The sequence below is a fragment of the Xanthomonas sp. NCPPB 3761 genome (assembly GCF_041475705.2).
GTDB classification, from domain to species: domain Bacteria; phylum Pseudomonadota; class Gammaproteobacteria; order Xanthomonadales; family Xanthomonadaceae; genus Xanthomonas; species Xanthomonas phaseoli.
On record NZ_CM191262.1, the window covers coordinates 2,839,919 to 2,866,398 of the forward strand.

A 26,480-nucleotide genomic window follows, 5' to 3' on the forward strand; every position below is an offset into this window, starting at 1 on the left:
GGGTTGGTCGTTCCGGCAGTTGGCGGCACTCCACAGCCGCCACGTCATTCCAAAGGCGTCGAATCCGCGGGGACGGGCTCGTAGCCATTGTCCCTGCCGCTCAGCCAGCACAACTGCAGCTTGCCCTCTCGACGCAGCTGCGCCTGGGCAAACAGCCACAACGACTCGAGCAGATCGGCATCCTTCAAGAGGCGCGACTCGCCGGCAACGTCGATGCTGAGAAAATGCGCCTCACTCGGTGTGTCGATGTAGCTGCGCGCAATCAGAGAACGCTCGCCGTCCAAGAAGCGATAGATGTCGTACTCGTAGGCGTCCTCGAGTGCGCCGGACGCATCCGGGGCGCTGCAATCGACAGGTGCGCTGCACGTGCAATCAGACCCTCCATTTCCGTGGATCTGCAGGTCATACGCTGGGCCGCTTTCACCGCAGCCAGCGAACCTGACACGCCATCACCGGCTGTGGACGGCACGCAGGAACCAGAATTTACAAATGGCCCCTGCTGATTCCGAGCACCGACCTGCATTCGCCTTGCGGCTGTGCAGTGGTGTGGCGCGCGCTCCTTACTTCACCACGCGAAGATGCGGGCGCTTGCCACCGCTGGGCGGTTCGTCCGGCGTCGGCGCGCTCGGCGGTGGCGTGCCCGGATCGGGCGGCTCGCTGTTGGTGCCGGGAATGTCGTCCGGCAGGGCCATGCCCTGCCCGGTTTCGCGCGCATAGACCGCCAGCACGGCGGCCATCGGCACCATCACCGGGTGGCTCACGCCACCGAAGCGCGCAGTGAAGCTCACGCTTTCGTTGTCCACCTGCAGGCCGACCACGGCACGCTCGGCGACATTCAAGACGACGCGACCGTCCTTGACGGCACTGGCAGGCACCTGCACACCGGGCAGGCCGGCATCCACCAAAACGTGCGGCGTCATGCCGTTGTCGTTGATCCATTCGACCAAGGCCCGCAACAGGTACGGGCGATGGCTGGTCATGCGGGGGAAATCTTCGCTCATTGCCTCATTTTACCCGCACATGGCCCGTCGCGGCGGCCATGCAATCGGAAGTCGGTCTGTTGGCATACAGCCGTCGCATCAGCCCGGCAGATCGCGCAGCTTCTTTTCCTGATCGGTCAGGCTGCGGATAAAGCCCGGGTTGCGGAAGATCCGGTTGCCGTAATCCTCGATCGCCTTGCCATCCTTGGGCAGGCTGATTTCCAACGCGTCCAGTCGCCAGATGATCGGCGCCATCGCGCAATCGGCCAGACTCATTTCCGGATTGAGGAAGAATTTGCTGGCCTTGAACAACGGCACCGATGCGGTGAGCAGTTCTTTCAGGCGCTTGCGGCCGGCCTCGGCCTGCGTCTTGTTGCCGAGCTGGATCGCCTGTACTTGCGGCACCCAGTCATGCTCGATGCGCAACATCGCCAAGCGCAGACGCGCGCGCGAGAGCGGGTCCACCGGCATCAGCGGCGGATGCGGATAGCGCTCGTCCAGGTATTCGCTGACCACCGACGCGGCGTAGAGCACCAGGTCGCGTTCGACCAGCGTCGGCACCGAATGGTAGGGATTGAGATCGATCAGATCTTCGGGAGGATTTTGCGGGTCGACCGGCACCAGGTCGTAGGTCACCCCTTTCGCCGCCAGGACCAGACGAACCCGGTGGCACAACACGTCGTCGTTGGACGAAAACAAAGTCAAAGTATTCCGCATACGCACACTCGTCGCCATTCAAGGCTCTCCGACGACCGGAATCCGCCGGCCGCATCGGCGCGGCCGGCCCAACGCCGACAGTCACCACGGTCTATCGAGTGTGCAATCACGTCACGCAAAAGCCAAGAGTGATAAGGCTTATTAATGTTCCGATAAGCCAGCTGTTGCGCTGCTCCCCGAGAACCGCAGGACGTGTGGGCGTTGCAACACGGTCGCAGGGTTCTACCTGGCCCGGTAGACACGCCGTTCGCCTGCCAACCATCGCCCTGCCCCCTCTCCGCACGGGAGGGGGGCAAGCGCTTTCCCGTTGGGAGCGGCCGCAAGGCTCGGCGATCAGCGAGGTCTCCAAGCACCTGGCGATGCCTGCCCTGCAGTGCACTGCGTTTGTTCGCTTCCGCAGCCGATGACGACCTACGCAGCGCTCAATGCACGTCCTTCCAGTATTCCTTCTTCAGCAAATAAGCGATGAATGTGAGCAGCGCCAGGAACAGGACCACCCACACGCCCATGCTCTGGCGCTTCAATGCGGCTGGCTCGCCAGCGTACTCCAGGAAGTTGGCGATATCGCGCACGGTCTGGTCGAATTCCACCGGCGTTTGACGCCCCGGCTGCCCAAGCTTCAATGCCTCTACCGGCTTGTCGCCGGTGGCCTTGTCGGCCGGGCCGAATTGCGCCTGCTGCAGGCCTTGCAACTCCCAAAGCGGGTTGGGCATGGATGCATTCGGAAACAGCTTGTTGTTCCAGCCCAGCGGGCGGGTCTGATCCAGATAAAACGACTTGAGATAGGTGTAGACCCAGTCGGTTCCGCGCACGCGTGCAATCAAGGTCAGATCCGGCGGCGCCTTGCCGAACCACTTGGTCGCCGCATCGTGCGGCATGGTGCCTTCGATGTGTTCGCCGACCTTGGTGCCGGTGAAGTTGAGGTTGGTCATGACCTCCTCTTCGCTCAAGCCCAGATCGCTGGCCATGCGCGAATAGCGCAGGTACTTCAACGAATGGCAGCCGGAGCAGTAGTTCATGAACAACTGCGCACCGCGTTGCAGCGAAGCGCGATCGCTCAGGTCGTTACCTGCTTGCTGCACCGCCCCGCCTTCGGCCGCCACCGCACCGCCAGCGACCATCAGGCCGCAGAGCAAGGCGACCACGCGCGACTTCCATGACCTCACGTTGGGATTAGTCATGGGTCGTCACCCGCTCCGGAACCGGCTTGGTCTTGTCCAGCCGCGTCCACACCGGCATGGTGATGAAGAAGGCGAAGTACAGGAAGGTCAACACCCGCCCGACATAGGTTTCGTGCGCGTCGGTGCCGGGGCCGGAACCGATCACGCCCAGCCAGACGAAGCACACCACCAGCACGCCCAACGCCAGCTTGGAAATCCAGCCGCGGTAGCGCACCGAGCGTACCTTGGCGCGATCCAGCCAGGGCACCAGGAACAGGATCGCGATGGCCGAGAACATCACCAGCACGCCACCGAGCTTGTTGGGCACCACGCGCAACATGGCGTAGTACGGCGTGTAGTACCACACCGGCTTGATGTGCTCCGGCGTCACCAACCGGTTGGCTTCGGTAAAGTTGTCGTGCTCCAGGAACAGGCCGCCGAACGCCGGCGCGAAGAAGATGATGAATGCAGCGATCAACAGCAGGAATCCAACGCCGACCAGGTCCTTGACCGTGTAATAGGGGTGGAACGGGATGCCGTCGGCAGGCTTGTGCGCATCCCAGCGATTGCCCTTCGGACCTTTCTTGATCTCCACGCCGTCCGGGTTATTGGAGCCTACTTCGTGCAGCGCGCCGATGTGCAGCACGATCAACAGCAGCAGCACCAACGGCAATGCGATCACGTGCAAGGCGAAGAAGCGATTGAGGGTGGCATCGCCGGGCAGGTAGTCGCCCATGATCCATTCGGTCAGCCCATTGCCGATCACCGGAATGGCGCCGAACAGCGAGATGATCACTTTCGCGCCCCAGAACGACATCTGTCCCCACGGCAGGACATAGCCCATGAAGGCTTCGGCCATCAGCACCAGGTAGATCAACATGCCGAGAATCCACACCAGCTCGCGCGGCTTCTGGTAGCTGCCGTACATCAAGCCGCGGAACATGTGCAGGTACACCACGATGAAAAACAGCGAGGCGCCGGTGCTGTGCATGTAGCGGATCAGCCAACCCCACTCCACGTCGCGCATGATGTATTCGATCGACGCGAATGCATCGGCGGCGCTGGTCTTGTAGTGCATCGTCAGGAAGATGCCGGTGACGATCTGGTTGACCAGCACCACGATGGCCAGCGAACCGAAGTAGTACCAGAGGTTGAAGTTCTTCGGCGCGTAGTACTCGCTGATGTGCTTGCGATACATGGGCATCAGCCCGGGCGCGCGCTCGTTGACCCAATCGAACACGCCGTTGGCGGTACGGACCAGAACATTGCTCATCAGGCAGCCCCCGTGCTTTTGGTCGACGCACCGGCATCGTCAGGATCGACGCCGATCACCAAGGTGTTGTCGTCCACGTAGTGGTGTGGGGGCACCAGCAGATTGATCGGCGCCGGCACACCGTCGAAGACGCGGCCAGACATGTCGAAGCGCGACTTGTGGCAAGGGCAGAAATAACCGCCCTTCCACTGCGGGTCGTAAGGCTCGGGGCGGATTTCGGCGACCATCTCCGGCGAGCAGCCCAGATGCGTACATAGCCCGACCAGTACCGAAATGTCGGACTTGATCGAGCGGTATTCCGGGTTTTTCAGCACGTACTCAGGCTGCTGATCCTTGTTCTCGGACTTGGGGTCCTTGAGCCGGTCGTCCAGCGACGGGAGTGCGTCGAGCATGGCCTTGGAGCGCTTGACGATCCAGATGGGCTGACCGCGCCATTCAAGGACCATGCGCTGGCCTTCCTGCAAGGCGCTGATGTCGGCGGTGACCGGTGCACCGGCCAACTTGGCGCGCGCACTGGGATTCCACGACTTCACGAACGGAACTGCAACGAATCCTGCTCCGACCGCACCGACCACAGCCGTTGTCGCGGTTAAAAACCGACGACGCCCGATATCAGCAGGTGCGTTAACCCCATCGTTGGCCATCCGGCTCTCCGATCTTGATTAGGTAGCGTGAGGCTGCCAACGGCTGGCGGGGGGTCCAGCCGCGATGAATCGACCGCAGTGTAGCGGAACGCTTAATGCACAGACAACGCAATGTACGCAGTCGGCCCTATGCGATGCAACGGCCGATGCAGACGGCAGCCGATTCGACGGAGTTCAAGCAGCATGGAAGGCGCATGGCTGTGACGTAGTGCCATTGCGTCGCCTGCAACGGCAATGCACGCGTGCGGCGGATGCGTGGACATGGTGCAAGCGCAGCAAATACGCGTCCGCGACTCGCTGCGGACGCTGCAACCGAGGTCGCTGGTACACAAGCACTCGCCCCACCGCACGCTGCGCGGCGCCGTGGCGGAGATTCCCGACCGCAGCTACCAAGCACGTCAATCAGCGGTCTGGGCATGGATCGCGCAGACGCCTCGGGATTTGTGAGATGTCAGCAGCGCCGGCCGCGCCCGCCGGGCGGCTGCACAGTCGTTTTGCTAGCCGTTTTAGTTGGCTGCCGTGGCCTGGCCACGATAGCGGCCGGCCAAGACGCCCACTCGTTGCACGTAACGCTGGGTCTCGCTGTACGGCGGCACGCCGCCGTAACGGTCCACCGCGCCCTCGCCGGCGTTGTAACCGGCAGCGGCCAGGGTCAGGTCGCCATTGAAGCGCTTCAGCAGCCAGGACAGATACTGCACGCCCCCGCGAATATTTTGCGTTGCATCATAGGCATCGCTGACGCCGAAGCGGCGCGCGGTGCCTGGCATCAACTGCATCAGGCCTTGCGCACCGGCACGACTGAGCGCAAGCGGGTTGTAGGCCGATTCGGCGTGGATGATCGCGCGCACGATCGATTCTTCCACCCCGAACTCGCGCGCCGCCGCTGCGATTTCCTGCTGGTATGCATTGGTGTTGAGCCGGATCGCACCGAAATTCACCCCGGGCTTGGCACCGCAGGCGTAGCAGGTTTCGATGAAGCTGTAATGGATGGTGCGCAAGCCTTCGATGCTGGCGACCTGGCGCGGACGGGCGCTGGTGTAGTGACGCACGCCGTCCTTCATATAAGAGTAAACCTGCCCGCTGACGACCCGGCGCGGGTTGGTTGCTGCTGGCGCTGGCGGCGTGACGACCGAGACGGACGACTCCGGCAAGGCACGCGGAGCGGGTGCAGAAGCGACCTCGGCAACATGCCGTGGTGGCTGGCTGACCGGCTGACTGATAATGGTGGCGGGCGCGCCGCTGTCGATATTGGCCATGCTGTGCGCAGGGCTGACGGCCAGACGCCCGGCCGAAGAAGATGACGGCAGGCGGCGGGCCGAACGGTCGGGGGTATAGCTGCTGATGACGCTGCAGGTGGCGCCGCTCTGGCGCTTGCTAAGGTAGCTGGTGATGCCGTCAGCGCCGACGCACTTGTACAGCGTGCCGGCGCTGACCGGCGCAGCCGACAACGTGACGAGCATCAGCCCCAGCAATCTTGACATCCCCTTCATGCGCGGAGTGTCCCAGCTTGCCCAGGGCTTGCCAAGTGTCGGCCGGCGTTTGGGAGTCGCCAGCAAAGCGCCTGCGCAGCCGCCAGGCGTGCGGGACCGGTGCTCGAAATCCTCGAGTCCCCATCCCGCACTCCGATGACGAGCGCGCCGCCAGCCACCCGAGGACCGCTCGCGACGGCCTGGTGGCCGACCTCACTGCGGCAGCCGGTCCAGCTGCGTGCGCAACGCGTCCAGCGCCTGGGTCAAGGCGGGCCGGGCTTTGGCCGGCGCAATCGCGTCGAACGGCAGGTCCAGCAACAACAGGTTGGCTGCCAGCGCGGGCATGCTCGGCGCACCAAGACCCAGCCAGCAATGCGCGGGACCATCGGCCTGCAATGCACCCAGCCAGGGCGGGATGCGCGCGGCCAATGCCTGGACCGTGCCGGCCAGACGCACCCGCGCCCGGCACGGAAACGGCGCTTCGCCGATCGCCTTGCGCAAGAGCTGGAGTGGCTCTTCGGGCAATGCGCGGGGAGCGAACCGCGCGCCGGTGGCGACCGCCTGATCGATCCGGTCCGCGCGCAGGCTGCGCCAATCCTGGCGTTCGCAGTCCCAGACCAGCAGGTACCAGCGCCGCCCGTAGTTCACCAGCAGCGCGGGCTCGACGTTGCGGGTGATGGCCGTACCCGAATGGCGCCGATAGTCCAGCCGCAGCGTGGTCCGGTCGCGACAGGCGGCGGCCAACTGCGCGAGCAGGCCCGCATCGACCAGCGACTCCGTTTCGGCAGCCGGCATGCTGGCGATGGCGGCATGTGCGGCACTGGCGCGCTGGCCGCTGCGGCGCTGCAGCAGGGGATCCAGTTTGGCCATCACGCGTGCCGCGGCGGCGTCCATCCCGCGCACCGCTGGCGCGGCGGCGCGCAAGGCGACCGCCACGGTCAGCGCCTCGTCTTCTTCCAGTAACAGCGGTAATGCCGCACCGCCCTGCCCCAGCCGGTAGCCTCCGCCGCTGCCGGGCGCTGCATGCACCGGGTAACCCGCTTCGCGCAGGCGCTCGATATCGCGCCGCAGGCTGCGCGGATGGATGTCCAAGCGCTCTGCCAGCGCGACACCGGACCAGCTCCGCCCGCCTTGCAGCAGGGAAAGCAGACGCAACAGACGAGCAGCAGTGGAAGCCATTACGCCACCGTATTGCGGACAGAAACTGTCCGCAAGTGGCCCGTAACATCGTGATACCCCGCCCTCACACCACCGCTTCGCCACCGCAGCCACCCCGGAGCCCCCAATGTCCGACGACCGCCACGTCACCCTCTTCCACAACCCCCGCTCCCGCTCGCGGGGGGTGCTGGTCTTGCTGGAAGAGCTGGGCGCACGCTACAGCCTGCAGCCCATCGATCTGGAGAAGGAACAGCAGCGCACACCGGAATTCCTTGCGATCAACCCGATGGGCAAGATTCCGACCATCGTTCATGGCACCAGCGTGGTCACCGAACAGGGCGCCATCTATCAGTACCTGGCCGAGCTGTACCCGGAAGCCGGCCTATCCCCGGCGCCGGGCGATGCCGACCGCGGCGCCTACCTGCGCTGGCTTGCGTTCTACGGCTCGGCCTTCGAACCGGCGATCATCGACCTTGCGCTCAAGCGCCCCGCCCCGCCGCGCTCGCTCTCGCCTTATGCCGACGCCGACACGGTGCTGCAGGTGGTCGATGCGCAGCTGGCAAAGGGCGATTACCTGCTGGGCGAGCGCTGCAGTGCAGCCGATGTGCTGTGGGGCGGCGCCTTGGCGTGGATGGTGGACTTCGGCCTGATCGACCCGCCGGCCCCGACCCGCGCCTATATCGCCCGGATGGCCGCGCGCCCGGCAGTGGCGCGCGCCGACGCCGTCAGTGCCGGGCGCGCGCCCGCGGACGGCGCCAGCGCAAGCGGGTAAACTGCGCGGCTCTCTTCCTACCCGCCTGGAATAAGCGCCATGCCCGGGACACCCGTTTCCGACCTGTCCGCGGCCGCTGCCGTGGACGCACCCGCCCTGTTGCCCTTGCCCGTCGCGCGCCCATCGGCACCTGCCGCGGTCCGCGGCAAGCTCTATATCAAGACCCACGGATGCCAGATGAACGAGTACGACTCGGCCAAGATGGCCGACGTGCTTGCCGCTTCCGAAGGCCTGGAGCTGACCGACAACCCGGAAGAAGCGGACGTGGTGCTGGTCAACACCTGCTCCATTCGCGAAAAGGCCCAGGAAAAGGTCTTCAGCCAGCTGGGTCGCTGGAAGGCGCTCAAGGCCGGCGGCAAGCCGGTGATCATCGGCGTCGGCGGCTGCGTGGCGTCGCAGGAAGGCGAAGCCATCGTCAAGCGTGCGCCCTACGTGGACCTGGTGTTCGGGCCGCAAACGTTGCACCGGCTGCCGGAACTGATCCGCGCGCGGCGCGAATCGGGCAAGTCGCAGGTGGACATCAGCTTCCCGGAGATCGAGAAGTTCGACCGCCTGCCCGAGCCGCGTGCCGAAGGTCCGTCGGCCTTCGTCTCGATCATGGAAGGCTGCTCCAAATATTGCTCGTTCTGCGTGGTGCCCTACACCCGTGGCGAGGAAGTCAGCCGTCCGTTCGAGGACGTGCTGGTGGAAGTGGCGCAGCTCGCGGCGCAAGGCGTGCGCGAGATCAACCTGCTGGGCCAGAACGTCAACGCCTATCGCGGCGCATATGGCGCCGATGCGGGCGAGGCGGTGCAGTACGCCGATCTGGGTCTGTTGATTCGCACCATCGCGCAGATCGACGGCATCGGCCGCATCCGCTTCACGACGTCGCATCCGCTGGAATTTTCCGATTCGCTGGTGGATGCCTACCGCGACGTGCCGCAGCTGGCCAACTACCTGCACCTGCCGGTGCAGGCCGGCAGCGACCGCATTCTGTCGGCAATGAAGCGCGGCTATACCGCGCTGGAATTCAAGTCGAAGATTCGCAAGCTGCGCGCAGTGCGCCCGGACATCTCGATCAGTTCGGACTTCATCGTCGGCTTCCCCGGCGAGACCGAGGCGGACTTCGAAAAGACCATGAAGCTGATCGAGGACGTGGGCTTCGACCAGAGCTTTTCGTTCGTGTATTCGCGCCGCCCCGGCACCCCGGCATCGGACCTGCAGGACGACACGCCGGAGGCGGTGAAGCAGGCGCGTCTTGCGCGCCTGCAGGCGCACATCAACGCGCGCGCGGCGAGCATTTCGCAATCGATGGTGGGCAGCGTGCAGCGCGTGCTGGTGGAAGGCCCCTCGCGGCGCGATCCGAACGAATTGACCGGCAAGAGCGAGAACATGCGCCCGGTGAACTTCCCGGGCAACCCGCGTTTGATCGGACAGTTCGTCGATGTGTTGATCACCGAGGCGATGAGCAATTCGCTGCGCGGCCGGATTCAACTGGACGTCAGCGCACGATGATGGCGCGTGGGCGCTGCGCGATGCGGCGCCCCTTCAAGCAGGCCAGCCACGCGGCGAAGCGTGTTGCGCGCAATGGTCAAAATTTCGCCACACCTCCGTAGCGCCTTGCAACGCAAGGCCTCGTCTTACTTACCCACAGGCTTTGCCGAATTCGATCAACATCCTGTGTGGACAACCCTGTCGGCACTGGCGATTTTTTCACCAACTCCCCGGCAAACCTTGCGCCAGTAAGCGCGCCGCGTTTTATCCACAGCTTAGTGATGCGTGACTCCACAGCGCTTGTGGAAAACCTGCACGTGTCTGCGGACAGTCGCATCGCCGAGGTGCCGCGCCGCCCGCTGTGTTGGCGGGATCACATGCCGCGCGCTACCCTTTCGCTCCCGCCCTACCGACGCGCACCCAGGTGCACTGTCCGATCCAACCATGAACGCACCCGCACATCGCGATTTCACCCTGGAACCGGAGGACATCGAGCGCCTGGCCAACCTGGCCGGTCCGTTCGATGCGCATCTGCGCCAGATCGAACTCAAGCTTGGCGTGGAGATTGCCAACCGCGGTAACGTCTTCCGGGTGACCGGACCGGAGCCGGCCATCGCCGCTGCCCAGTCGCTGTTGACCGCGTTGTACGACGAGGCCGCAGCCACGACGTTCGACACGCACGCAATCCACCTGCGGCTCAACGATGCCAACCTCGAGCATGTGGCCGAGCGCGCGTACCAGGCCCAGGATGTGGCGATCAAGGTCAAGCGCGGCACCGTGCGTGGCCGTGGTGCCAACCAGGCCAAGTACCTGCACGCGATCGCCACCCACGACATCAATTTCGGCATCGGCCCGGCCGGCACCGGCAAGACCTTCCTGGCGGTCGCAAGCGCGGTCGAAGCGCTCAACGAATCGCGTGTGCAGCGGCTGATTCTGGTGCGCCCGGCAGTGGAAGCGGGCGAAAAGCTGGGCTTTCTGCCGGGCGATCTCAGCCAGAAGGTCGATCCGTACCTGCGCCCGCTCTACGATGCGCTGTACGAAATGCTGGGCGTGGAAAAAGTGGTCAAGTTGCTGGAGCGCAACGTCATCGAGATCGCGCCGCTGGCCTATATGCGCGGCCGCACGCTCAACGATGCGTACGTGATTCTGGACGAAGCGCAGAACACCACCATCGAACAGATGAAGATGTTCCTGACCCGCCTGGGCTTCGGCTCCACGGCGGTGGTCACCGGCGACCTCACCCAGATCGACCTGCCCAAGCACGTCAAGTCCGGGCTACGCGATGCGATCGAAGTGCTGCGCGATGTGGAAGGCACCAGTTTCACTTTCTTCGAAGCGCGCGACGTGGTGCGTCACCCATTGGTGCAGCGCATCGTCACCGCCTACGACAAGCGCGATAGCGCCGTGCTGCCTCCTGCGGCTGACTGACGTGCAAGGCCGCGCCCTCCTGCTTGGGGTGTGGTTGGTACTGGCTTGCCACCAACCTGCGCATGCGCAGGCACGCCAACAGACCGACACGACCACGCGCGTCATGCTGCGGCAGCAGCTGGCCGCGTCCTGTGTCTCGCTGGCCGGTGCGCAAGCGACCATCCTGTTGGATCGGGCCGAACTGGAACGCCTGGCGTCGGCGACACCTGCAGCCGGTGCGGCGGCGGCCGACGAGGATGCGCGGCGACAGGCGCTGCTAGCCGCAACGCGAGCGCAGGCGCTCCTTGCCGCTACCGGCAACGCGCGCGACCGCTTCGGCTGCGCAGTGGCTCACGATGACAAGGAAAGTGCCGACACGCTATCTGGTTGGTCGCTTGCTGGAGCACGGCCAAGCCGCAATCTGGACCCAATCGCTACCGGGTTTCGCGCCGGCCCTGGAGATCAGACGGGTCGACCCGCACTGCCAGAACGGGCCGATGGGCAGTGCGTTTTATCGTGTTGCCAACGGCGGCGCGCTTGTCATGGTGCTGGTCGAGTGCGTTCGCTGATCCCCCACCGGGCGGCCAGGACGCACACGCAGGCGTCGCAGCAGGACGCCACTCGCGCGATACTGTCACTTCTGTCTGATCTGAATGCCGGTGTTCCATGACCAAGGGCCCTGTCCGCCTCGACGTTGCCGTCAGCTATGCGCTGCCGCGCGCTGGCCTGCCGTCGGCGGTGAGTTTTCGCAAATGGGTGGCCGCAGCGTTGAAGGGACGCATCCGCGAGGCCGATCTGGCGGTGCGCGTGGTCGACGAGAAGGAAGGCTGCTCGCTCAATCACCACTACCGCGGCAAGGATTACGCCACCAACGTGCTGAGCTTCCCCGCCGAACTGCCGGAAGGCCTGCCCATGGGCATCAAGATGCCGCTGCTGGGCGACCTGGTGATCTGCGCGCCGGTGGTGGCGCGCGAGGCCGCCGAGCAAGGCAAATTGCTGGCAGCGCACTACGCGCACCTGACCGTGCATGGCACCTTGCACTTGCTTGGCTGGGATCACGAAGACGACAAGGAGGCCGAGGCGATGGAGCAACTGGAGCGCGAGATCCTGGCCGACCTCGGCATCGACGACCCTTACGCAGGAGAACACTGATGCGTTTTTGCATTGCCGGCGCCCTGCTGCTGTTGAGCGTGCCCGGGGCCTGGGCGCAGACCGCACCGGTGCGCCCGGACCTTGCCGCCTTGATCGAATGCCGCCAGCGTATCGGCGATTTCAGCGCATTGGCGCCGGTATTGGCCGACCCGCTCAAGGCGGTGGCGCTGGGCTGGACGCCGCTGAATCAGTCCAACCTGTTCATGACCGAATACACGCTCAACACGCCCATTCGCGTGTTCGGCCACAGTACCAATCACATCGCGTTTTCCGGCGCCAGCATCATGGCGATCCTGGACCTGCCCGATCCGCGCCCGCTGGCCAAGCAACTGGATCTGGAACTGGGCGTGGATAACGCCGAGAAGGTCATGTACGGGCGCGAGCTGGTCAGCGAGGACACCACCAACCCCAAGACCGGCGAGGCGATGATCGAATCGGTCGTGCTGAGCGTGACCAACGTCAAATCGCACCCGGGCAAGACCGTGGTCGGCTGCGGCTACAGCCTGGACCTGCCCTGAGCCGGGCCAGGCGACGGCGCATCCACAGCGCCTTGCCGGCTTCCTGCTAGACTGATGGCTAACGCCTGGTTTGCCGGGTGCCCTTCCCCGTCACGATGTCCGAAGACGACAGTAGCCAATCCCTAGAAACACCGGAAAAACGCCGTAGCTGGCTCGAGCGCCTCAGCGCTGCCTTCTCTGGCGAACCCCATACCCGCGACGAACTCGTCGCCTTGCTGCGGACCGCCGAACAGGACGGTCTCATCGCCGCAGACACCTTGCGCATGATGGAAGGCGCAATCTCCGTGTCCGAGCTCACCGTGGGCGATGTGATGATTTCGCGCTCGCAGATGGTCTCGCTGCCGGTGGAGGCGCGCTTCATCGACCTGATGAAGCAGGTGGTCGAATCGGGCCATTCGCGCTTTCCGGTCCACGGCGAGAACAAGGACGAAGTGCTCGGCATCCTGCTGGCCAAGGACCTGTTGCGCGGCGTGGTGGCCGACAACGGCCCGGGCAACGTGCGCGAACTGCTGCGCCCGGCGGTGCTGATCCCCGAGTCGAAGAAGCTCAACGTCCTGCTCAAGGAATTCCGCCTCTCGCGCAACCACATGGCGATCGTGGTGGACGAATACGGCGGTGTTGCCGGACTGGTCACCATCGAGGACGTGCTGGAGCAGATCGTCGGCGAGATCGACGACGAGCACGACGATGCCGAGGAAGAGAATTCGCTCATTGCGATCCAGGCCGATGGGCGCTATGTGGTCGATGCGCTGACGCCGATCGAAGACTTCAACGAACGCTTCGGCGCCGAGTTCCCCGACGACGAGTACGACACCGTGGGTGGGCTGGTCACCGATGCGATCGGGCACCTGCCCGAAACCGGCGAAGAGTTGACGCTGGGGCGCTTCGCATTCCGCGTGGCCAAGGCCGATGCGCGGCGCGTGCACGCCTTCCACGTCACCATTCTGCCGCCCGATCCGCAGGACGACGCTTGAACCAGCTGACCCGCAGTGCCTACACGGCGCCGCAGCGTGGTGGCGCCTGGCAGTGTGTTGCCTGCTGGGCACTGCTCCTGGTCACGCTGCTGGTAGCCCCGCTCGCAGTAGCCCAGGCCGTCCAAGGCAATGCCTCGCAGGAAGCAGCTCTGAGCGTTGCACCGGCGCCACGCGTCGGCGTGGTGACCATGCAACCGGGCGAAGTGTTTTTCGAACGTTTCGGCCACGATGCCATCGTGGTGGTCGACCCGCGCACGCAGCAGGCCACCTCGTACAACTTCGGTTTTTTCGACCCGAGCGAGCCGGACTTCGTACCGCGGTTTGCGCGCGGCGAAATGATGTACTACCTGGTCGCGCTGCCGCTGGACGAAGACCTGTCGCAATATCGCGATGCCGGGCGCGGTGTCAGCATCCAGTGGCTGGATCTGCCGCCGGACCAGGCGCGCGCGTTGGCCGACGGCCTGGCAGTGCGTAGCCAACCGGAAAACGCGCGCTACCACTACGATTACTTCATGGCCAACTGCGCCACCATGGTGCGCGACACGCTGGACCGTGCGATGGGCGGTGCGCTCAAGTCGCAGCTGGCTGGTCGTTCGCGCGGCAACACCTTCCGCAGCGAAGCGGTGCGACTGGCCTCCCCCGCGCCTTGGATGTGGCTGGGCTTCGACCTGGGCCTGGGGCCGTATGCAGACCGTCCGCTGTCGCGCTGGGAAGAGGCCTTCGTGCCGATGCGGCTGGCCGACAGCCTGACCCAGGTGCACAACAGCGCCGGTCGCCCGTTGGTGCAATCCACGCAGGTCCTGCTGCCGCATCGCATCGCGCCGGAGCCGGCCGAACAGCCGCGGCACTGGTGGCCGTGGTTGCTGACCGGGCTCCTCGTGGCCGCAGGCGTGCTGGCCCTGGGCCGTAGGCAGCGCCTGCTGGCTGGACTGGCGTTACCGTTCTGGCTGCTGTGCGCCATCGGCGGCGGCCTGCTGGTGTATCTGTGGGGATTCACCGCGCATCAATCGGCGTGGGGCAACCGCAACCTGCTGCTGGTCAACCCGCTGTGCGTGCTGCTGTGGTTCGGCGGCATACGGCTGCAGCTGGGCCATCGGCCGGGCCGCTGGTTCAACGTGCTGTCCTGGGTGGTGGCGGCCTGCGCGCTGGCGGCGCTGGTGATCCACTGGCTGTCCTTCCAGGCGCAGGACAACCTGCAATGGGTGATGCTGTTGTTGCCGATCCATACCGCACTCGCCATTGCCCTGCGACCGCGTGACCTGCCCGTCCGTATGCGCTGACCCGAGGATGCGCTCATGAACAGCCACGGCCATCATCCGGATAATCCGTCCTGTGTCATCACCTGCGCTTACTACGACGGCGACGGCAAGCGCCACGACATCAGCCTGGAGCACATCAGCGATGTGTTGCAGCGGCCGGATGGCTTCGTCTGGGTCGGGCTGTACGAGCCGCAGGAATCGGTGCTGCGCAAGCTGCAGGACGAATTCGGCCTGCACGATCTGGCGATCGAAGACGCGCTCAAGGCGCATCAGCGCCCCAAGGCCGAAAGTTACGGTAACTCGCTGTTTGTGGTGGTCAACACCGCGCAGCTGGTCAACGAGCGCATCCGCTATGGCGAGACGCACGCGTTCCTGGGAAGGCGCTTCCTGTTGACAGTGCGGCATGGCGCGTCGCTGTCGTACGCGCCGGTGCGGCATCGGGTCGAACGCGAGCCGGCGATGCTGCACATGGGCGCGTCGTTCTGCCTGTATGGCGTACTCGATTTCGTGGTCGACAATTACCTGCCGATCATGGACGAGTTCCGCGACACGCTCGAACGCCTGGAAAAAGACATCTTCGCCGACGACTACAAGCGCGAGACGGTGGTGCGCCTGTATGAGCTCAAGCGCGAACTCAACAAGATGCGGCTGGTGGTGGCGCCGCTGCAGGACGTGCTCTCGCACCTGAAGCGCAATCCAGGCTCGTTGATCCACGAAGAAGTCGGCATTTACCTGCGCGACGTGCTCGATCACGCCGTACGCATCAACGACGCCATCGACACCCTGCGCGAGATGCTGGGCACGGCGCTGAGCGTCAACCTGTCGATGGTGACGCTCGCCCAGGGCGAAACCGTCAAGCGCCTCGGCGCGTGGGCCGCCCTGTTGGCCGCCCCCACCTTGATCACCAGTTGGTACGGCATGAACTTCGCCCACATGCCCGAACTCGATGCCCGCTACGCCTACCCCCTGCTGGTCGCCGGCGTGGTGGGTTCGTGCCTGGTGCTGTATCGCCTGTTCAAGCGCGCTAAGTGGTTGTAGGGCCGCGTTGCGGCCGGGGATTCGGGATTGGGCATTCGGGATTGGTTTGAGCGGTTGGCCGGTTTGTTGATTTTCAACCAAAGCCAGAATGCACTTGAGTCGCGGGCGCCTGCTCTTACGAATCCCTAATTCCGAATCCCAAATCCCTGCCGTCAAGCCACATAAATCGTCTTGACGTTCATGAACTCATGGATGCCGTGCTCGGCCAGTTCGCGGCCGAAGCCGGAGCGTTTGATGCCGCCGAACGGCAAGCGCACATCGCTCTTGACCACCGAGTTGACGAACGCCGCGCCGCACTGCAGCTGCTGCGCAACGCGCTCGCCGCGCTTGGCGTCGGCCGTCCACACGCTGCCACCCAGCCCGAAGGCGGTGTCATTGGCCACGCGCACAGCTTCGGTCTCATCGGCCACGCGGATGATCGAAGCGACCGGGCCGAAGAATTCTTCGTCGTATGCCGGCATGCCGGGAGCGACGTTGTCGAGGATGGTGGCTGGATAACCGGCATGCGAGCCGGCGACCGGTTCGCCGCCCAGCAAAACCTTGGCGCCCTTCGCCACGCTGGCCTGCACCTGCTTGTGCAATTCGTCGCGCAGGTCGGCACGTGCCATCGGCGCCAGCGTGGTGCTGTCATCCTGCGGATCACCGAGAACACGCTTGGCTGCGGCGGCGACAAAGCGCTCGATGAACTGCTCGGCGATCGCGTCTACCACGATGAATCGCTTGGCGGCGATACAGGTCTGCCCGCTATTGTCGAAGCGCGACTGCACGGCCGATGGCACGGTGTGCTCCAGATCGGCGTCTTCCAGCACCACGAACGCGTCGCTACCGCCGAGCTCCATCACGCACTTCTTGAGCTGGTCGCCTGCGTTTGCGGCCAGCGAGCGGCCGGCGCGTTCGCTGCCGGTCAGCGTTACCGCAGCAATGCGGTCATCGCGCAGTACATCGGCAGCCTGGTCGTTATCGATATGCAGCACATCGAACACGCCTGGCGGAATGCCGGCGGCGTCCAGCACTTCTTTCATGGCGTCAGCGCAGCGCGGCACATTGCTGGCGTGCTTGAGCAGCGACACGTTGCCGGCCATCAGGCTTGGTGCCAGAAACCGGAATGCCTGCCACAGCGGGAAATTCCACGGCATGACCGCGAACACGCAGCCCAGCGGTTCGTAGCGCACATAGCTGGACTGCGCTTCGGTGGGAATGTCGCGCGGCGCCAGATAGTCGGCGGCGTGTTCGGCGTAATACGCGCAGGCCTGCGCGCACTTGTCGATCTCGGCCAGCGCCTCGCGGCGTAGCTTGCCCATCTCGGCGGTCATGATGCGTTGCAGGTCGTCGCGGCGCGTGGTCAGCTCCTCGCCAATGCGGCGCAGCAAGGCGCCACGCTCGGCCAGCGGCAACGCGGCCCAGGCCGGAAATGCCTTGGCGGAAGCAGCCAGGCGCGCTTCGATGGCAGCGGCGTCCAGGGTTTGCTGGGTGTGCTCGACCTGGCCATTGGCGGGGTTGACGGTGTCGTAGGACATGACGGTCTCCTGTTGCGAGGCGGTCATGCTAGACGCCGGCAAGTTCGGGGCGCGTCACAATCGCCTGAAACTGCTGCAACACTGTGTTCGCAAGGACCGTGGCCGTCAGCCACTTGGTGCGTGCAGCCGCATTGGTTTCCAAGGCAGTTCTGCCGAAAGTCCACCTGCCCGCGTACGCATCTGTATCTCGCGCCCAGCCTGCTGCGCGCTCACCCCTCGCGTTGCAACGCCAGTTGCGTATCGCGCAGGCGGCGTTTTTCGCTGCGCGACAGCAGCCACCAGCCGATCAGCGCGGCCCCCGACACTGCCAGCACCATCACCGTGGCCAGCGCATTGATCTTCGGGCTGATGCCCAGGCGCACCGACGAAAACACCTTGATCGGCAAGGTGGTGGAACTGGGCCCGGCCAGGAAGCTGGCAATCACCACATCGTCCAGCGACAGCGTAAAGGCCAGCAGCCAGCCCGATGCCAGGGCCGGCGCGATGATCGGCAAGGTGATCAGGAAAAACACCTTCAACGGCGTGGCACCGAGATCCATCGCAGCTTCTTCCAGCGAGCGGTCCAGTTCCTGCAGCCGCGAAGAAATCACCACGGTCACGAACGATACGGTGAAGGTGACATGCGCTACCCAGATCGCCACCGCACCGCGCGGCGCGATGCCGAGCACGCCTCCCATCGACACCAGCAACAGCAGGATCGACAGACCGATGATGACTTCGGGCATCACCAATGGCGCGGTGATCAATGCGCCGAACAGGGTTTTGCCGGGAAAACGTCGCATGCGCACCATCGCCATGGCGGCCATCGTGCCCAGCACCATCGATGCGCACGCCGTCCAGAACGCCACCTCCAGGCTGACCCAGGCCGCGTCGAGCAATTGCCGGTCGCGCACCAATTCGCCGTACCACTTGGTCGAAAACCCGCCCCACACCGTTGCCAGGCGCGAGGCATTGAACGAGTACACCATCAACAACAGGATCGGCAGGTACAAGAAGCCGAAACCCAGCGCCAGCACGCTGCCGCCGAGCAGGCGCCCACCGCGCGAAGCGCGCATCATGTCAGCCGCCCTTCCAGTTCACGCTGCTGGTAGCGGTGGAAGATCACGATCGGCAGCAGCAACAACACCAGCATCACCGTGGCCACGGCCGCGGCCACCGGCCAGTCGCGGTTATTGAAGAACTCGCCCCACAGCACGCGCCCGATCATCAAGGTGTTCGGCCCGCCCAGCATTTCCGGGATGACGAATTCGCCCACCGCCGGAATCATCACCAGCATGCAGCCGGCCACGATGCCGTTGCGCGAGAGCGGCAAGGTGATGCGCACGAATGCCTGCCATGGCCGCGCACCCAGATCGTAAGCCGCTTCGAGCAGGCGCTGATCGTGCTTGACCAGGTTGGCGTACAGCGGCAACACCATGAACGGCAGGTAGCAGTACACGATGCCGATGTAGGCAGCGATCGGCGTGTACAGCAACTGCAATGGTTGCTTGATCACGCCCAACGCCAACAGCGCCTGGTTGAGCACCCCATTGCCATCGAGAATGCCGATCCACGCGTACACGCGGATCAAGAACGAGGTCCACGACGGCAGCACCACCAGCATCATCGCCACGTTGCGCGTGGCCAGCGGCAGCCGCGCGATCACGTAGGCCATCGGGTAGCCGATCAACAGCGCCAGTGCAGTGGAAATGGCCGCAATCTTGATCGAACTCAGGTACGCAGCCACGTACTGGCTATCGCGCAGCAAGGCCAGATAGTTGCCCAGATGCAGTTTGAGGCTCACCGCACCGTCTGCCGCAACCGCCAATAGCGGCGTATACGGCGGCATCGCGGTGGCGCGCTCGGCGAAGGAAATCTTCAGCACGATCAAGAACGGAATCGCGAAGAACACCAGCAGCCACAGATACGGTGCGGCGATCACGCCCCAGCGTGTGCCCGGCAACCCGCGTACGAACACGCGCTTCATGCGGTGAGCACCACGCCGTCGTCTTCGCCCCACCCTACCCACACGGTGTCGCCCCAGGTCAGCGCTTCGCTGGCCCAGCGCTGGCGATTGGCGAAATTGGCCATCAGCTTGACCCCGCTGGGCAAGCGCACGTGGTACACCGAATGGCTGCCGAAATAGGCGATGTCTTCGATCACGCCACGCGCCTTGTTGCAGGCCTGCGCCGGCTCGTCCTTGCCGATCGCAAGCTTTTCCGGACGCAACGCGAACGCCACCGCCTGCCCTTCGAAGCCGGTGATGCCGTGGCCGATGCGGATGCAGGCATCGAACGCAGGCGTTTTCAAGGTGACGTACTGCGGCTGGTCTTCGACGATGATTGACTCGATCAGATTGACCGAGCCGATGAACTCGGCCGCAAACCGGTTGGCCGGCTGTTCGTAGATTTCATCGGGCGTGCCGACCTGCTGGATCCAGCCCTGGTCCATCAGCGCGATCCGGGTGGCCATGGTCATGGCCTCTTCCTGATCGTGGGTGACCATGACGCAGGTCACGCCGGAGGTTTCGATGATGTTGACCAGTTCCAGCTGCATCTGCGAGCGCAGTTTTTTATCCAGCGCACCCATCGGTTCGTCCAGCAACAGCAGCTTGGGGCGCTTGGCCAGCGAGCGCGCCAGCGCCACGCGTTGCTGCTGCCCACCGGAGAGCTGGTGCGGCTTGCGCTTGGCCAGCGCGCCAAGGCGCACCAGCTCGAGCATCTCGCCAACGCGGGTGGCGATCGCAGCCTTGGGCAAGCCTTCCTGCTTCAGCCCGAAGGCGATGTTCTGCTCCACGCTCATATGCGGAAACAGCGCGTACGACTGGAACATCATGTTGATCGGGCGTTCGTACGGCGGCAGCGCATCGATGGGTTGACCATCCAGGACGATGCGCCCCTTGGTCGGCCGCTCGAACCCGGCAAGGCAGCGCAACAGCGTGGATTTGCCGCTGCCGGAACCACCGAGCAACGCGAAGATCTCGCCCTTGCGAATCTGCAGGCTGACCTCGTCGACCGCAACGAAGCCGTCGAACTCCTTGCGGACCGCGTCGATGCTCAGGTAGCCGCTGTCGCCAGCGGTGAAGTGGGGTTGCGAAGTGGCCTCGGGGGATGCCATTGAACCTCTCGATTGCGCAATGCGTACGCCACAACGGCGACTGCCGACCATGATGGCAAAACCCGGACGCGGCCGCCGCATGGGCTGGCGCGTCACAGATTGCCTTGCCTGCTCTCAGCGCGCGGCCTGCGCCGGTTCGCTCCAGCCCAGCCCCAGGCTCTTCTGCAGGGCCACGTAATTCACCAGCAACTGCACCTGCGCCTGCGCGGCAGCGTCCTGCGCCGACAACTGCTGGCGCTGCACATCCAGCAGATCGATCGATGAAGTGGCACCGGCATCGCGACGCTGCTGCATCAGCCCGGCCGAGCGCGTGGCCGAGGCTTCGGCCTGGCGTGCGACCACCAGTTGCCTGCGTGCCGAACCGAAGCGCGCCAATGCCGAATTGGCATCCTGCAACGCAGCCAGCACGGTCCCTTCGTATGCTGCAGTACGACCGGCATTGCCGGCGCGCGCCTGCTCCACCTGCGCGCGGGTCTTGCCGAAATCGAAGATCGACCAGCGCAGCATCGGCACCGCCAGCGTGGTCCGCGCATCTGAATTGAAATCGCTCGGCGAGCCGGCGACCCAGCTCAGCCCCCCCAGCAGACTTACCTGCGGGAAGTAGCCGTTCAAGGCCTCGCCGATCTGTGCGCTGGAGGCGGCCAGCTCGCGCTCGGCCTTGCGCACGTCCGGGCGCCGCCGGATCAACGCGCCGGCGTCGTCCACGCGTACCTGTGTCGGCAACATCGGCAAGGGCTGCGGCGCGCTGAGCTGCGCATCCAGCGCGCCGGGCTCGCGCCCGACCATCAACGCCAGCTGGTCCAGCGCTTCTTGCGATTGCATTTCCAGCGGCAGGCGCTGGGCTTGCTGCTGCTGCACCTGGGTGGCGATCTGCTCGACCTGCAGATCCGAGGCGGCGCCCTGCCCGCGGCGTTGCTGCACCAGCTGCAGCGACTGGCGGATCTTGTCCAGGTTGGCATCGGCAATGGCCAGGCGGGCCTGCAAGCCGCGGTAATTGAGATAAACCTGCCCGACTTCGGCGGCCAGCTGCACCTGCGCATCGGCCAGCTCGGCTTCGGAGGCCTGCGCCTGCGCCAGCGCGCCTTCGGCGGCGCGACGGCGGCGGCCGAAGAAATCCAGCTCCCAGCTGGCATCGAAGCCCGCGCTGTAGATCTCGGTCTTTTCCAGATCCAGCGCCTGGCTGCCGGCCGCCGGCGGTTGGCCGGGTTGGCCCTGTTGCAGCCCGCCGAGCGTATCGACGATGGTCTGCGGCGGCTCGGCGTAGGCATACACCGCGCTGGCGTTGAGTTTGGGCAGGCGTTCGGCGCGGCGTTGCTGGGCCAGCGCGCGGTTGGCGCGCAATCGCGCCTGCGCCGCGCGCAGGTTGGGGCTATCGGCCAATGCCTGGGTAACCAACTGGGTCAGGAGCGGGTCGTGCAGTTCCTCCCACCAATGGTTCAACGGTGCGGCGGCGACCACGTCCGCGCCGCTGGCGCGATGCAGGGTGGGTGCTTGCATCGCCGCGTCGGCAACCGCTGGCGGTTTGGTGTAGTTGGGGCCGAGCATGCAGCCGCCAAGCAGCAGCGTGCTCAACGCCGCAGCCAGCGGCATGCGGATCAGGCGCATGGAATCAGTGCATTGCAAGGTGCGCCCCCTTGGGTAACGGCTTGAGCAAAAAGGCCAGCGGAATCGTGCAGACCACGATCACGCCGAAGATCCAGAACAGATCGCTATAGGTCATCACCAGGGCCTGCTGTTGCACGACGCGGGCGAACTGGGCGATCGAGCGGGCGGCGGCCTCGCCGCCGGCGCTGCCCTGCATCTGTGCGGTCAGGCCGGCCAGCGCCTCCTGCGCGCGGCTGGCGTTGGCGGTGATCGAGCTGCCGATGGTTTCGGTGTGGAAGGTCATGCGGCGCTCCTGAAAGGTGGAGATCAGCGCCAGCCCGACCGAACCGCCCAGGTTGCGGCCGGCGTTGAACAGGCCCGAGGCATCGCCCGCCAGTTCCGGCGGCACCGACGAGATCGCCGCCTGGTTGAGCGACATCATCGCCAATGCCAGGCCGCAGCCCTGCAGCAGCTGCCCGGCGACGAAGTGCGTGCCCACGGTGTCGGCAGTCAGCGACAGATTGACGAAGCAGGCAGCGGCAAAGCAGATCAGCCCGGCTATCACCAGGATGCGCACGTCCACCGTTTCCAGCAGCTTGGGCATCATCGGCATCAGCAACACGGTCGGCAGGCCGGACAGCAGCAACACGTATCCGGCCTGCTCGGTGTTGTAGCCGGAGATGACCGCCAGGAACTGCGGAATCATGTACATGACGCCGAACAGGATCATGCCCACCGCCATCACCATGATGAAGACCGCGCCGAAGCTGCGCTGCAGCAGCAGCGACAGCCGGATCACCGGAGGGCGCCGCCGGAACTGGCTGATCACCAGGGCGATGAATCCGCTCAGCGCCATCAGGCTCAGCGTATTGATCTCGCTGGACTCGAACCAGCGCTCGCGCTGGCCTTCTTCCAGCACCACGGTCAGCCCGCCCAGACCGGCCGTCAATCCGTAGATGCCTAACCAATCGGCGTTGAGCAGGCCTGCCCAGTCGCCCTTTTCATGCCTGAGGCCGAGCAGCAGCAGCGCCACCAGGCCGACGCAGATCGGCACGTTGATGAAAAACGCGTAGTGCCAGCTGACATTTTCGGTCAACCAGCCGCCAAGAAGCGGGCCGATCACCGGGCCCATGATCACGGTCATGCCGAACAAGGCGGTGCCCATGGTCTGCTGGCTGGGCGGCAACCGCGTGGCGACGATGGTCAGCGCAGTCGGAATCAGCGCGCCACCGGCCAGGCCCTGCCAGACGCGGCCGATGATCATCATCGACAGCGATGTCGACAGCCCGCACACCACCGAGAACGCGGTGAACATCACCGCACAGATCAGCAGGAAATTGCGCAGGCCCAGCGTGCGCACGAACCAGCCGGTCAGCGGGATCATGATGATCTCGGCCACCAGGTAGGCGGTGGAAATCCAGGTACCTTCGGTGCCGCTGGCGCCGACCTCGCCCTGGATGGTGGGCAGCGCGGCATTGACGATGGAAATATCCAGCGTCGCCATGAACGAGCCGATGGTGCCGGCCAGCACCGCCAGCCAGGCGCCCGGCTCGGCCTTCTCGCGCTGGGCGCTGCCGCCGGCACGCGGGCCGGTGGCGGCCGCTGCACTCATCGCGCGCGCTCCTGCTCCTGCACGCGGTCGGATTCTTGTTCGGCACGCTGTTTGGCGTCCTTGGCCGAGCGCGTGTCCACAGTGACCTCCACCGACATACCCGGCACCAGCACCTTGCGCGCCTCTTCACCGGCCAGCACACGAATGCGCACCGGCACGCGCTGGACCACCTTGGTGAAATTGCCGGTGGCGTTTTCCGGCGGGAGCAATGCGAACTGCGAGCCGGTGCCCGGCGACAGGCTCTCGACCTTGCCGTGCAGCTTTACGCCGGAAAGCGCATCGACCTCGATCTCGGCGGGCTGGCCGGGACGCATCAGGCCGACCTGGGTTTCCTTGAAATTGGCGACCAGATACAGCGATTGCTGCGGCACGATGGTCATGGTGCGGGTGCCGGCGCCGAGGAACTGGCCCACCTGCACGGTCTTGTCGCCAACCCGGCCGTGGATACGGCTGGTCAGACGGGTGTCTTCCACCGCCACCCGTGCCTGGTCGGCATCGGCGGTGGCCTGTTTCACGCCGGCCTGCGCCTGTTCCAGTTGCGCGCGGCTGGCCTGGATCTGGCTCTCTCCGGCCTTGGCCTGCGCCTGCGCGGCGTCGTACTGGGCGCGCGCGCGCGCCAGATCGTGCTGCAGGCTTTCCTGGTGTTCGTGGGTGTCCGCGCCGGAGGCGGCCAACGGTGCGAAGCGCTTCACTTCGGCCTGGGCGAACTTGAGGCTGGCAGCGGCCGCGGTCACCTGGGTGCGCGCCTGCAGCAGCGCCGATTCCTGCGCGGAGACATTGGCAGTAGCAGCGACGATATCGGCCTGACGTGCGGCAATGGCGGCTTCGGCCTGCTGCAGGGTGGCCTGGTAGGTGCGGTCGTCGATCTGCAGCAAGGGCTGGCCGGCCTCCACGATCTGGTTGTCGCTCACCAGCACCTTGGTCACGTAGCCGCTGACGCGCGGTGCCACGGCCACCGAATCGGCCTGCAGATAGGCGTTGTTGGTGTCCTGCATGTAGCGGCCCTTGATCAGGTAATAGGCCAGCCATACCACCAGCAGGATCAGCACTAGCACCCCGACCAGGATCAGCGTCCACTTCACCCTGGGGTTCTTCAACGGCGAGGGCTTGGGCGCGTCCTGCTCGTCGCGCGCGCCTGCGCCCTGCGCATCCGTGGCCGAGGACTGGCCGTCATTGGACTGATGGTCGTGGTTACTCAAAAGGATGCGTCCTGTGTGATGGGCGAGGCGCGCCACGCAGCGGCCGTCTCGGCGGCGTCGGCAACGGCGGCGCAACCATACAATTATTTGAACTGCCCGGTACAGATTGCGTGATGACCTGGTCGGCCGACAATTGGCCTACCAGGTCCCGATGGTGCCGTCCCGACGCCGTGCGCTGGGCACGCGGAATGAGCCGTCTTGCCAGGCAGCACGGCGCTCGGGCGCAGCACCCACCGTCAACGACGCAGTTCAATGCCCGGTCTTGATCTCGGTCCACAGCCGCGTGTACAGCCGGTCCACTTCCGGCGGATTGATCGCGTAGGTGAACATCTTGGCGGTCACTTCCGGCGGCGGGTAGATGGTGGGGTCGTTGCGGATCGCCGCATCCACCAACGGGGTGGCGGTGCGTACCGGGTTGGCGTAATGGATGAAATTGGTATTGGCCGCGGCCACGTCCGGCTTCAACAGATAATTGATGAAGGCATAGGCGTTGTCCGGGTGCTTGGCGTCCTTGGGAATGGCCAGCATGTCGAACCACTGCGGCGCACCTTCCTTCGGAATGGCGTAGGCCACCTTGATGTTGTTGCCGGCTTCCACGGCACGGTCGCGCGCCTGGATGATGTCGCCGGACCAACCCACCGCCAGGCAGGTATTGCCGTTGGCCAGCGAGGTCACGTACTGGCTGGAGTGGAAGTTCTGCACGTACGGGCGAATGGCCTTGATCAGCGCGGCAGCTTTTTCGATCTCGGCCGGCGCCGTGCTGTGCGGATCGAGCCCGAGATAATTGAGCGCAATCGGAATCATGTCCGACGGCGTGTCCAGGATGGTCACGCCACAGTCCTTGAGTTTGGACAGATTCTCCGGCTTGAACACCAGATCCCAGCTGTTGGCGACGTCGGTAGTGCCGAAGATGGCCTTGAGCTTGTCGACGTTGTAGCCGATGCCGGTGGTGCCGATCATGTACGGCACGCCATAGGCGTTGTTCGGGTCCTGCGCGGCGATGCGGCGCATCACGTCCGGATCCAGATTGACCAGATTGGGAATCTTGCTCTTGTCCAGCGGCAGGAAGACGCCGGCCTGGATCTGCCGGCCGAAGAAGTTCAGCGTGGGCACCACCACGTCGTAGTCGCTGCCGCCGGCCAGCAGCTTGGTTTCCACCATTTCGTCGCTGTCGAAGACGTCGTAGGTGACCTTGATGCCGGTGCTCTTTTCGAACGCGGGAATGGTGTCTTCGGCGATGTAATCGGAATAGTTGTAGACGTTGAGCACCTTGGCCTGCGCGTCGGTCTTGCCGGGCGCGCCAGCGCCGCCGCAGCCGGACAACAGGGTGATGGACAGCGTCAGGGCGAGCAGTCGCAGCGTCATGTGGGTCTCCAGGCAGCGCGATGGGGCGGCCGGTGTCGAATCCGGGCTCTTTCCAGCCTACCCACCACGCCCGGATTTGCCCAGCGCAGCGAGGCCGGCACAGACAGGCCTTG

General features: G+C 65.0%; 24 protein-coding genes and 1 pseudogene. 9 read left to right on the plus strand and 16 right to left on the minus strand.

Annotated features, from left to right (window positions below; translation table 11 throughout):
• Positions 1 to 44: 44 nt before the first annotated feature.
• The 8 genes from ACCQ00_RS12410 to ACCQ00_RS12445 all read right to left on the minus strand — a co-directional run bounded on the left by ACCQ00_RS12410 (position 45) and on the right by ACCQ00_RS12445 (position 7,422).
• A complete protein-coding gene (locus ACCQ00_RS12410; protein WP_046735982.1) occupies positions 45 to 395 on the minus strand; it encodes a hypothetical protein in 351 nt (116 codons plus the stop codon).
• A gap of 165 nt (positions 396 to 560) precedes the next feature.
• Positions 561 to 1,001 carry a ClpXP protease specificity-enhancing factor gene (locus ACCQ00_RS12415; protein WP_039568923.1) on the minus strand — a complete coding sequence of 147 codons (441 nt, stop codon included), beginning with the start codon at positions 999 to 1,001 and terminating at the stop codon, positions 561 to 563.
• A 78-nt stretch (positions 1,002 to 1,079) separates the two neighbouring features.
• Complete coding sequence (locus ACCQ00_RS12420) at positions 1,080 to 1,715, minus strand: glutathione S-transferase N-terminal domain-containing protein (protein ID WP_005915265.1); 636 nt, start codon at positions 1,713 to 1,715, stop codon at positions 1,080 to 1,082.
• A gap of 404 nt (positions 1,716 to 2,119) precedes the next feature.
• Positions 2,120 to 2,878: a cytochrome c1 gene (locus ACCQ00_RS12425; RefSeq protein ID WP_039568925.1), complete on the minus strand. Its 759-nt coding sequence runs from the start codon at positions 2,876 to 2,878 to the stop codon at positions 2,120 to 2,122.
• Positions 2,871 to 4,130, minus strand: a complete 1,260-nt coding sequence (locus tag ACCQ00_RS12430; RefSeq protein ID WP_022559344.1) for a cytochrome b — start codon at positions 4,128 to 4,130, stop codon at positions 2,871 to 2,873. The genes ACCQ00_RS12425 and ACCQ00_RS12430 overlap by 8 nt, the downstream gene beginning before the upstream one ends.
• Positions 4,130 to 4,774 carry a ubiquinol-cytochrome c reductase iron-sulfur subunit gene (gene petA, locus ACCQ00_RS12435; protein WP_007965672.1) on the minus strand — a complete coding sequence of 215 codons (645 nt, stop codon included), beginning with the start codon at positions 4,772 to 4,774 and terminating at the stop codon, positions 4,130 to 4,132. Before petA ends, ACCQ00_RS12430 begins: the two co-directional genes overlap by 1 nt.
• 506 nt (positions 4,775 to 5,280) lie before the next feature.
• Complete coding sequence (locus ACCQ00_RS12440) at positions 5,281 to 6,264, minus strand: lytic transglycosylase domain-containing protein (RefSeq protein ID WP_039568929.1); 984 nt, start codon at positions 6,262 to 6,264, stop codon at positions 5,281 to 5,283.
• Positions 6,265 to 6,456: 192 nt separating this feature from the next.
• The gene (locus ACCQ00_RS12445; RefSeq protein ID WP_039568930.1) at positions 6,457 to 7,422 is read right to left on the minus strand and encodes a helix-turn-helix transcriptional regulator; all 966 of its coding nucleotides are present in this window, start codon (positions 7,420 to 7,422) and stop codon (positions 6,457 to 6,459) included.
• Positions 7,423 to 7,528: 106 nt separating this feature from the next.
• Between ACCQ00_RS12445 and ACCQ00_RS12450 the strand changes: the two genes are divergently transcribed.
• From ACCQ00_RS12450 to ACCQ00_RS12490, 9 genes and pseudogenes are all read left to right on the plus strand, one after another.
• Positions 7,529 to 8,173 (plus strand): glutathione S-transferase family protein, encoded by a 645-nt coding sequence (locus ACCQ00_RS12450; RefSeq protein WP_046735983.1) that lies wholly within the window; start codon positions 7,529 to 7,531, stop codon positions 8,171 to 8,173.
• Positions 8,174 to 8,212: 39 nt separating this feature from the next.
• The gene (miaB, locus tag ACCQ00_RS12455) at positions 8,213 to 9,667 is read left to right on the plus strand and encodes a tRNA (N6-isopentenyl adenosine(37)-C2)-methylthiotransferase MiaB (RefSeq protein ID WP_039583731.1); all 1,455 of its coding nucleotides are present in this window, start codon (positions 8,213 to 8,215) and stop codon (positions 9,665 to 9,667) included.
• Positions 9,668 to 10,090: 423 nt separating this feature from the next.
• Positions 10,091 to 11,074: a PhoH family protein gene (locus ACCQ00_RS12460; RefSeq protein ID WP_017156173.1), complete on the plus strand. Its 984-nt coding sequence runs from the start codon at positions 10,091 to 10,093 to the stop codon at positions 11,072 to 11,074.
• Position 11,075: 1 nt separating this feature from the next.
• Positions 11,076 to 11,622: pseudogene (locus ACCQ00_RS12465) on the plus strand (hypothetical protein).
• A 97-nt stretch (positions 11,623 to 11,719) separates the two neighbouring features.
• Positions 11,720 to 12,205 (plus strand): rRNA maturation RNase YbeY, encoded by a 486-nt coding sequence (ybeY, locus tag ACCQ00_RS12470; RefSeq protein ID WP_039568936.1) that lies wholly within the window; start codon positions 11,720 to 11,722, stop codon positions 12,203 to 12,205.
• Complete coding sequence (locus ACCQ00_RS12475) at positions 12,205 to 12,723, plus strand: hypothetical protein (RefSeq protein ID WP_039568938.1); 519 nt, start codon at positions 12,205 to 12,207, stop codon at positions 12,721 to 12,723. The genes ybeY and ACCQ00_RS12475 overlap by 1 nt, the downstream gene beginning before the upstream one ends.
• Positions 12,724 to 12,818: 95 nt before the next feature.
• On the plus strand, positions 12,819 to 13,697 hold the full coding sequence (locus ACCQ00_RS12480) for a CorC family transporter (RefSeq protein WP_003488337.1): 879 nt from the start codon (positions 12,819 to 12,821) through the stop codon (positions 13,695 to 13,697).
• A complete protein-coding gene (locus tag ACCQ00_RS12485; protein WP_039568939.1) occupies positions 13,694 to 14,977 on the plus strand; it encodes a lipoprotein N-acyltransferase Lnb domain-containing protein in 1,284 nt (427 codons plus the stop codon). Before ACCQ00_RS12480 ends, ACCQ00_RS12485 begins: the two co-directional genes overlap by 4 nt.
• Before the next feature lie 15 nt (positions 14,978 to 14,992).
• Positions 14,993 to 15,994 carry a magnesium and cobalt transport protein CorA gene (locus ACCQ00_RS12490; protein ID WP_039568941.1) on the plus strand — a complete coding sequence of 334 codons (1,002 nt, stop codon included), beginning with the start codon at positions 14,993 to 14,995 and terminating at the stop codon, positions 15,992 to 15,994.
• Positions 15,995 to 16,146: 152 nt separating this feature from the next.
• Here ACCQ00_RS12490 and ACCQ00_RS12495 read toward each other — a convergent pair whose 3' ends face one another.
• The 8 genes from ACCQ00_RS12495 to ACCQ00_RS12530 all read right to left on the minus strand — a co-directional run bounded on the left by ACCQ00_RS12495 (position 16,147) and on the right by ACCQ00_RS12530 (position 26,367).
• Positions 16,147 to 17,538 (minus strand): NAD-dependent succinate-semialdehyde dehydrogenase, encoded by a 1,392-nt coding sequence (locus ACCQ00_RS12495; RefSeq protein WP_017159214.1) that lies wholly within the window; start codon positions 17,536 to 17,538, stop codon positions 16,147 to 16,149.
• A 182-nt stretch (positions 17,539 to 17,720) separates the two neighbouring features.
• The gene (locus ACCQ00_RS12500) at positions 17,721 to 18,569 is read right to left on the minus strand and encodes an ABC transporter permease subunit (RefSeq protein ID WP_039568944.1); all 849 of its coding nucleotides are present in this window, start codon (positions 18,567 to 18,569) and stop codon (positions 17,721 to 17,723) included.
• The gene (locus ACCQ00_RS12505; protein ID WP_039568946.1) at positions 18,566 to 19,477 is read right to left on the minus strand and encodes an ABC transporter permease subunit; all 912 of its coding nucleotides are present in this window, start codon (positions 19,475 to 19,477) and stop codon (positions 18,566 to 18,568) included. The genes ACCQ00_RS12500 and ACCQ00_RS12505 overlap by 4 nt, the downstream gene beginning before the upstream one ends.
• Positions 19,474 to 20,607, minus strand: coding sequence for an ABC transporter ATP-binding protein (locus ACCQ00_RS12510; RefSeq protein ID WP_039568948.1), 1,134 nt, complete (start codon positions 20,605 to 20,607; stop codon positions 19,474 to 19,476). Before ACCQ00_RS12510 ends, ACCQ00_RS12505 begins: the two co-directional genes overlap by 4 nt.
• A 114-nt stretch (positions 20,608 to 20,721) precedes the next feature.
• Positions 20,722 to 22,212: an efflux transporter outer membrane subunit gene (locus tag ACCQ00_RS12515; RefSeq protein WP_017156183.1), complete on the minus strand. Its 1,491-nt coding sequence runs from the start codon at positions 22,210 to 22,212 to the stop codon at positions 20,722 to 20,724.
• A 4-nt stretch (positions 22,213 to 22,216) separates the two neighbouring features.
• Positions 22,217 to 23,803 (minus strand): MDR family MFS transporter, encoded by a 1,587-nt coding sequence (locus ACCQ00_RS12520; RefSeq protein WP_372353941.1) that lies wholly within the window; start codon positions 23,801 to 23,803, stop codon positions 22,217 to 22,219.
• Positions 23,800 to 25,002 carry an HlyD family secretion protein gene (locus ACCQ00_RS12525; protein WP_039568950.1) on the minus strand — a complete coding sequence of 401 codons (1,203 nt, stop codon included), beginning with the start codon at positions 25,000 to 25,002 and terminating at the stop codon, positions 23,800 to 23,802. Before ACCQ00_RS12525 ends, ACCQ00_RS12520 begins: the two co-directional genes overlap by 4 nt.
• Positions 25,003 to 25,251: 249 nt before the next feature.
• Positions 25,252 to 26,367 carry a polyamine ABC transporter substrate-binding protein gene (locus ACCQ00_RS12530; RefSeq protein ID WP_039568953.1) on the minus strand — a complete coding sequence of 372 codons (1,116 nt, stop codon included), beginning with the start codon at positions 26,365 to 26,367 and terminating at the stop codon, positions 25,252 to 25,254.
• Between the last annotated feature and the right edge of the window lie 113 nt (positions 26,368 to 26,480).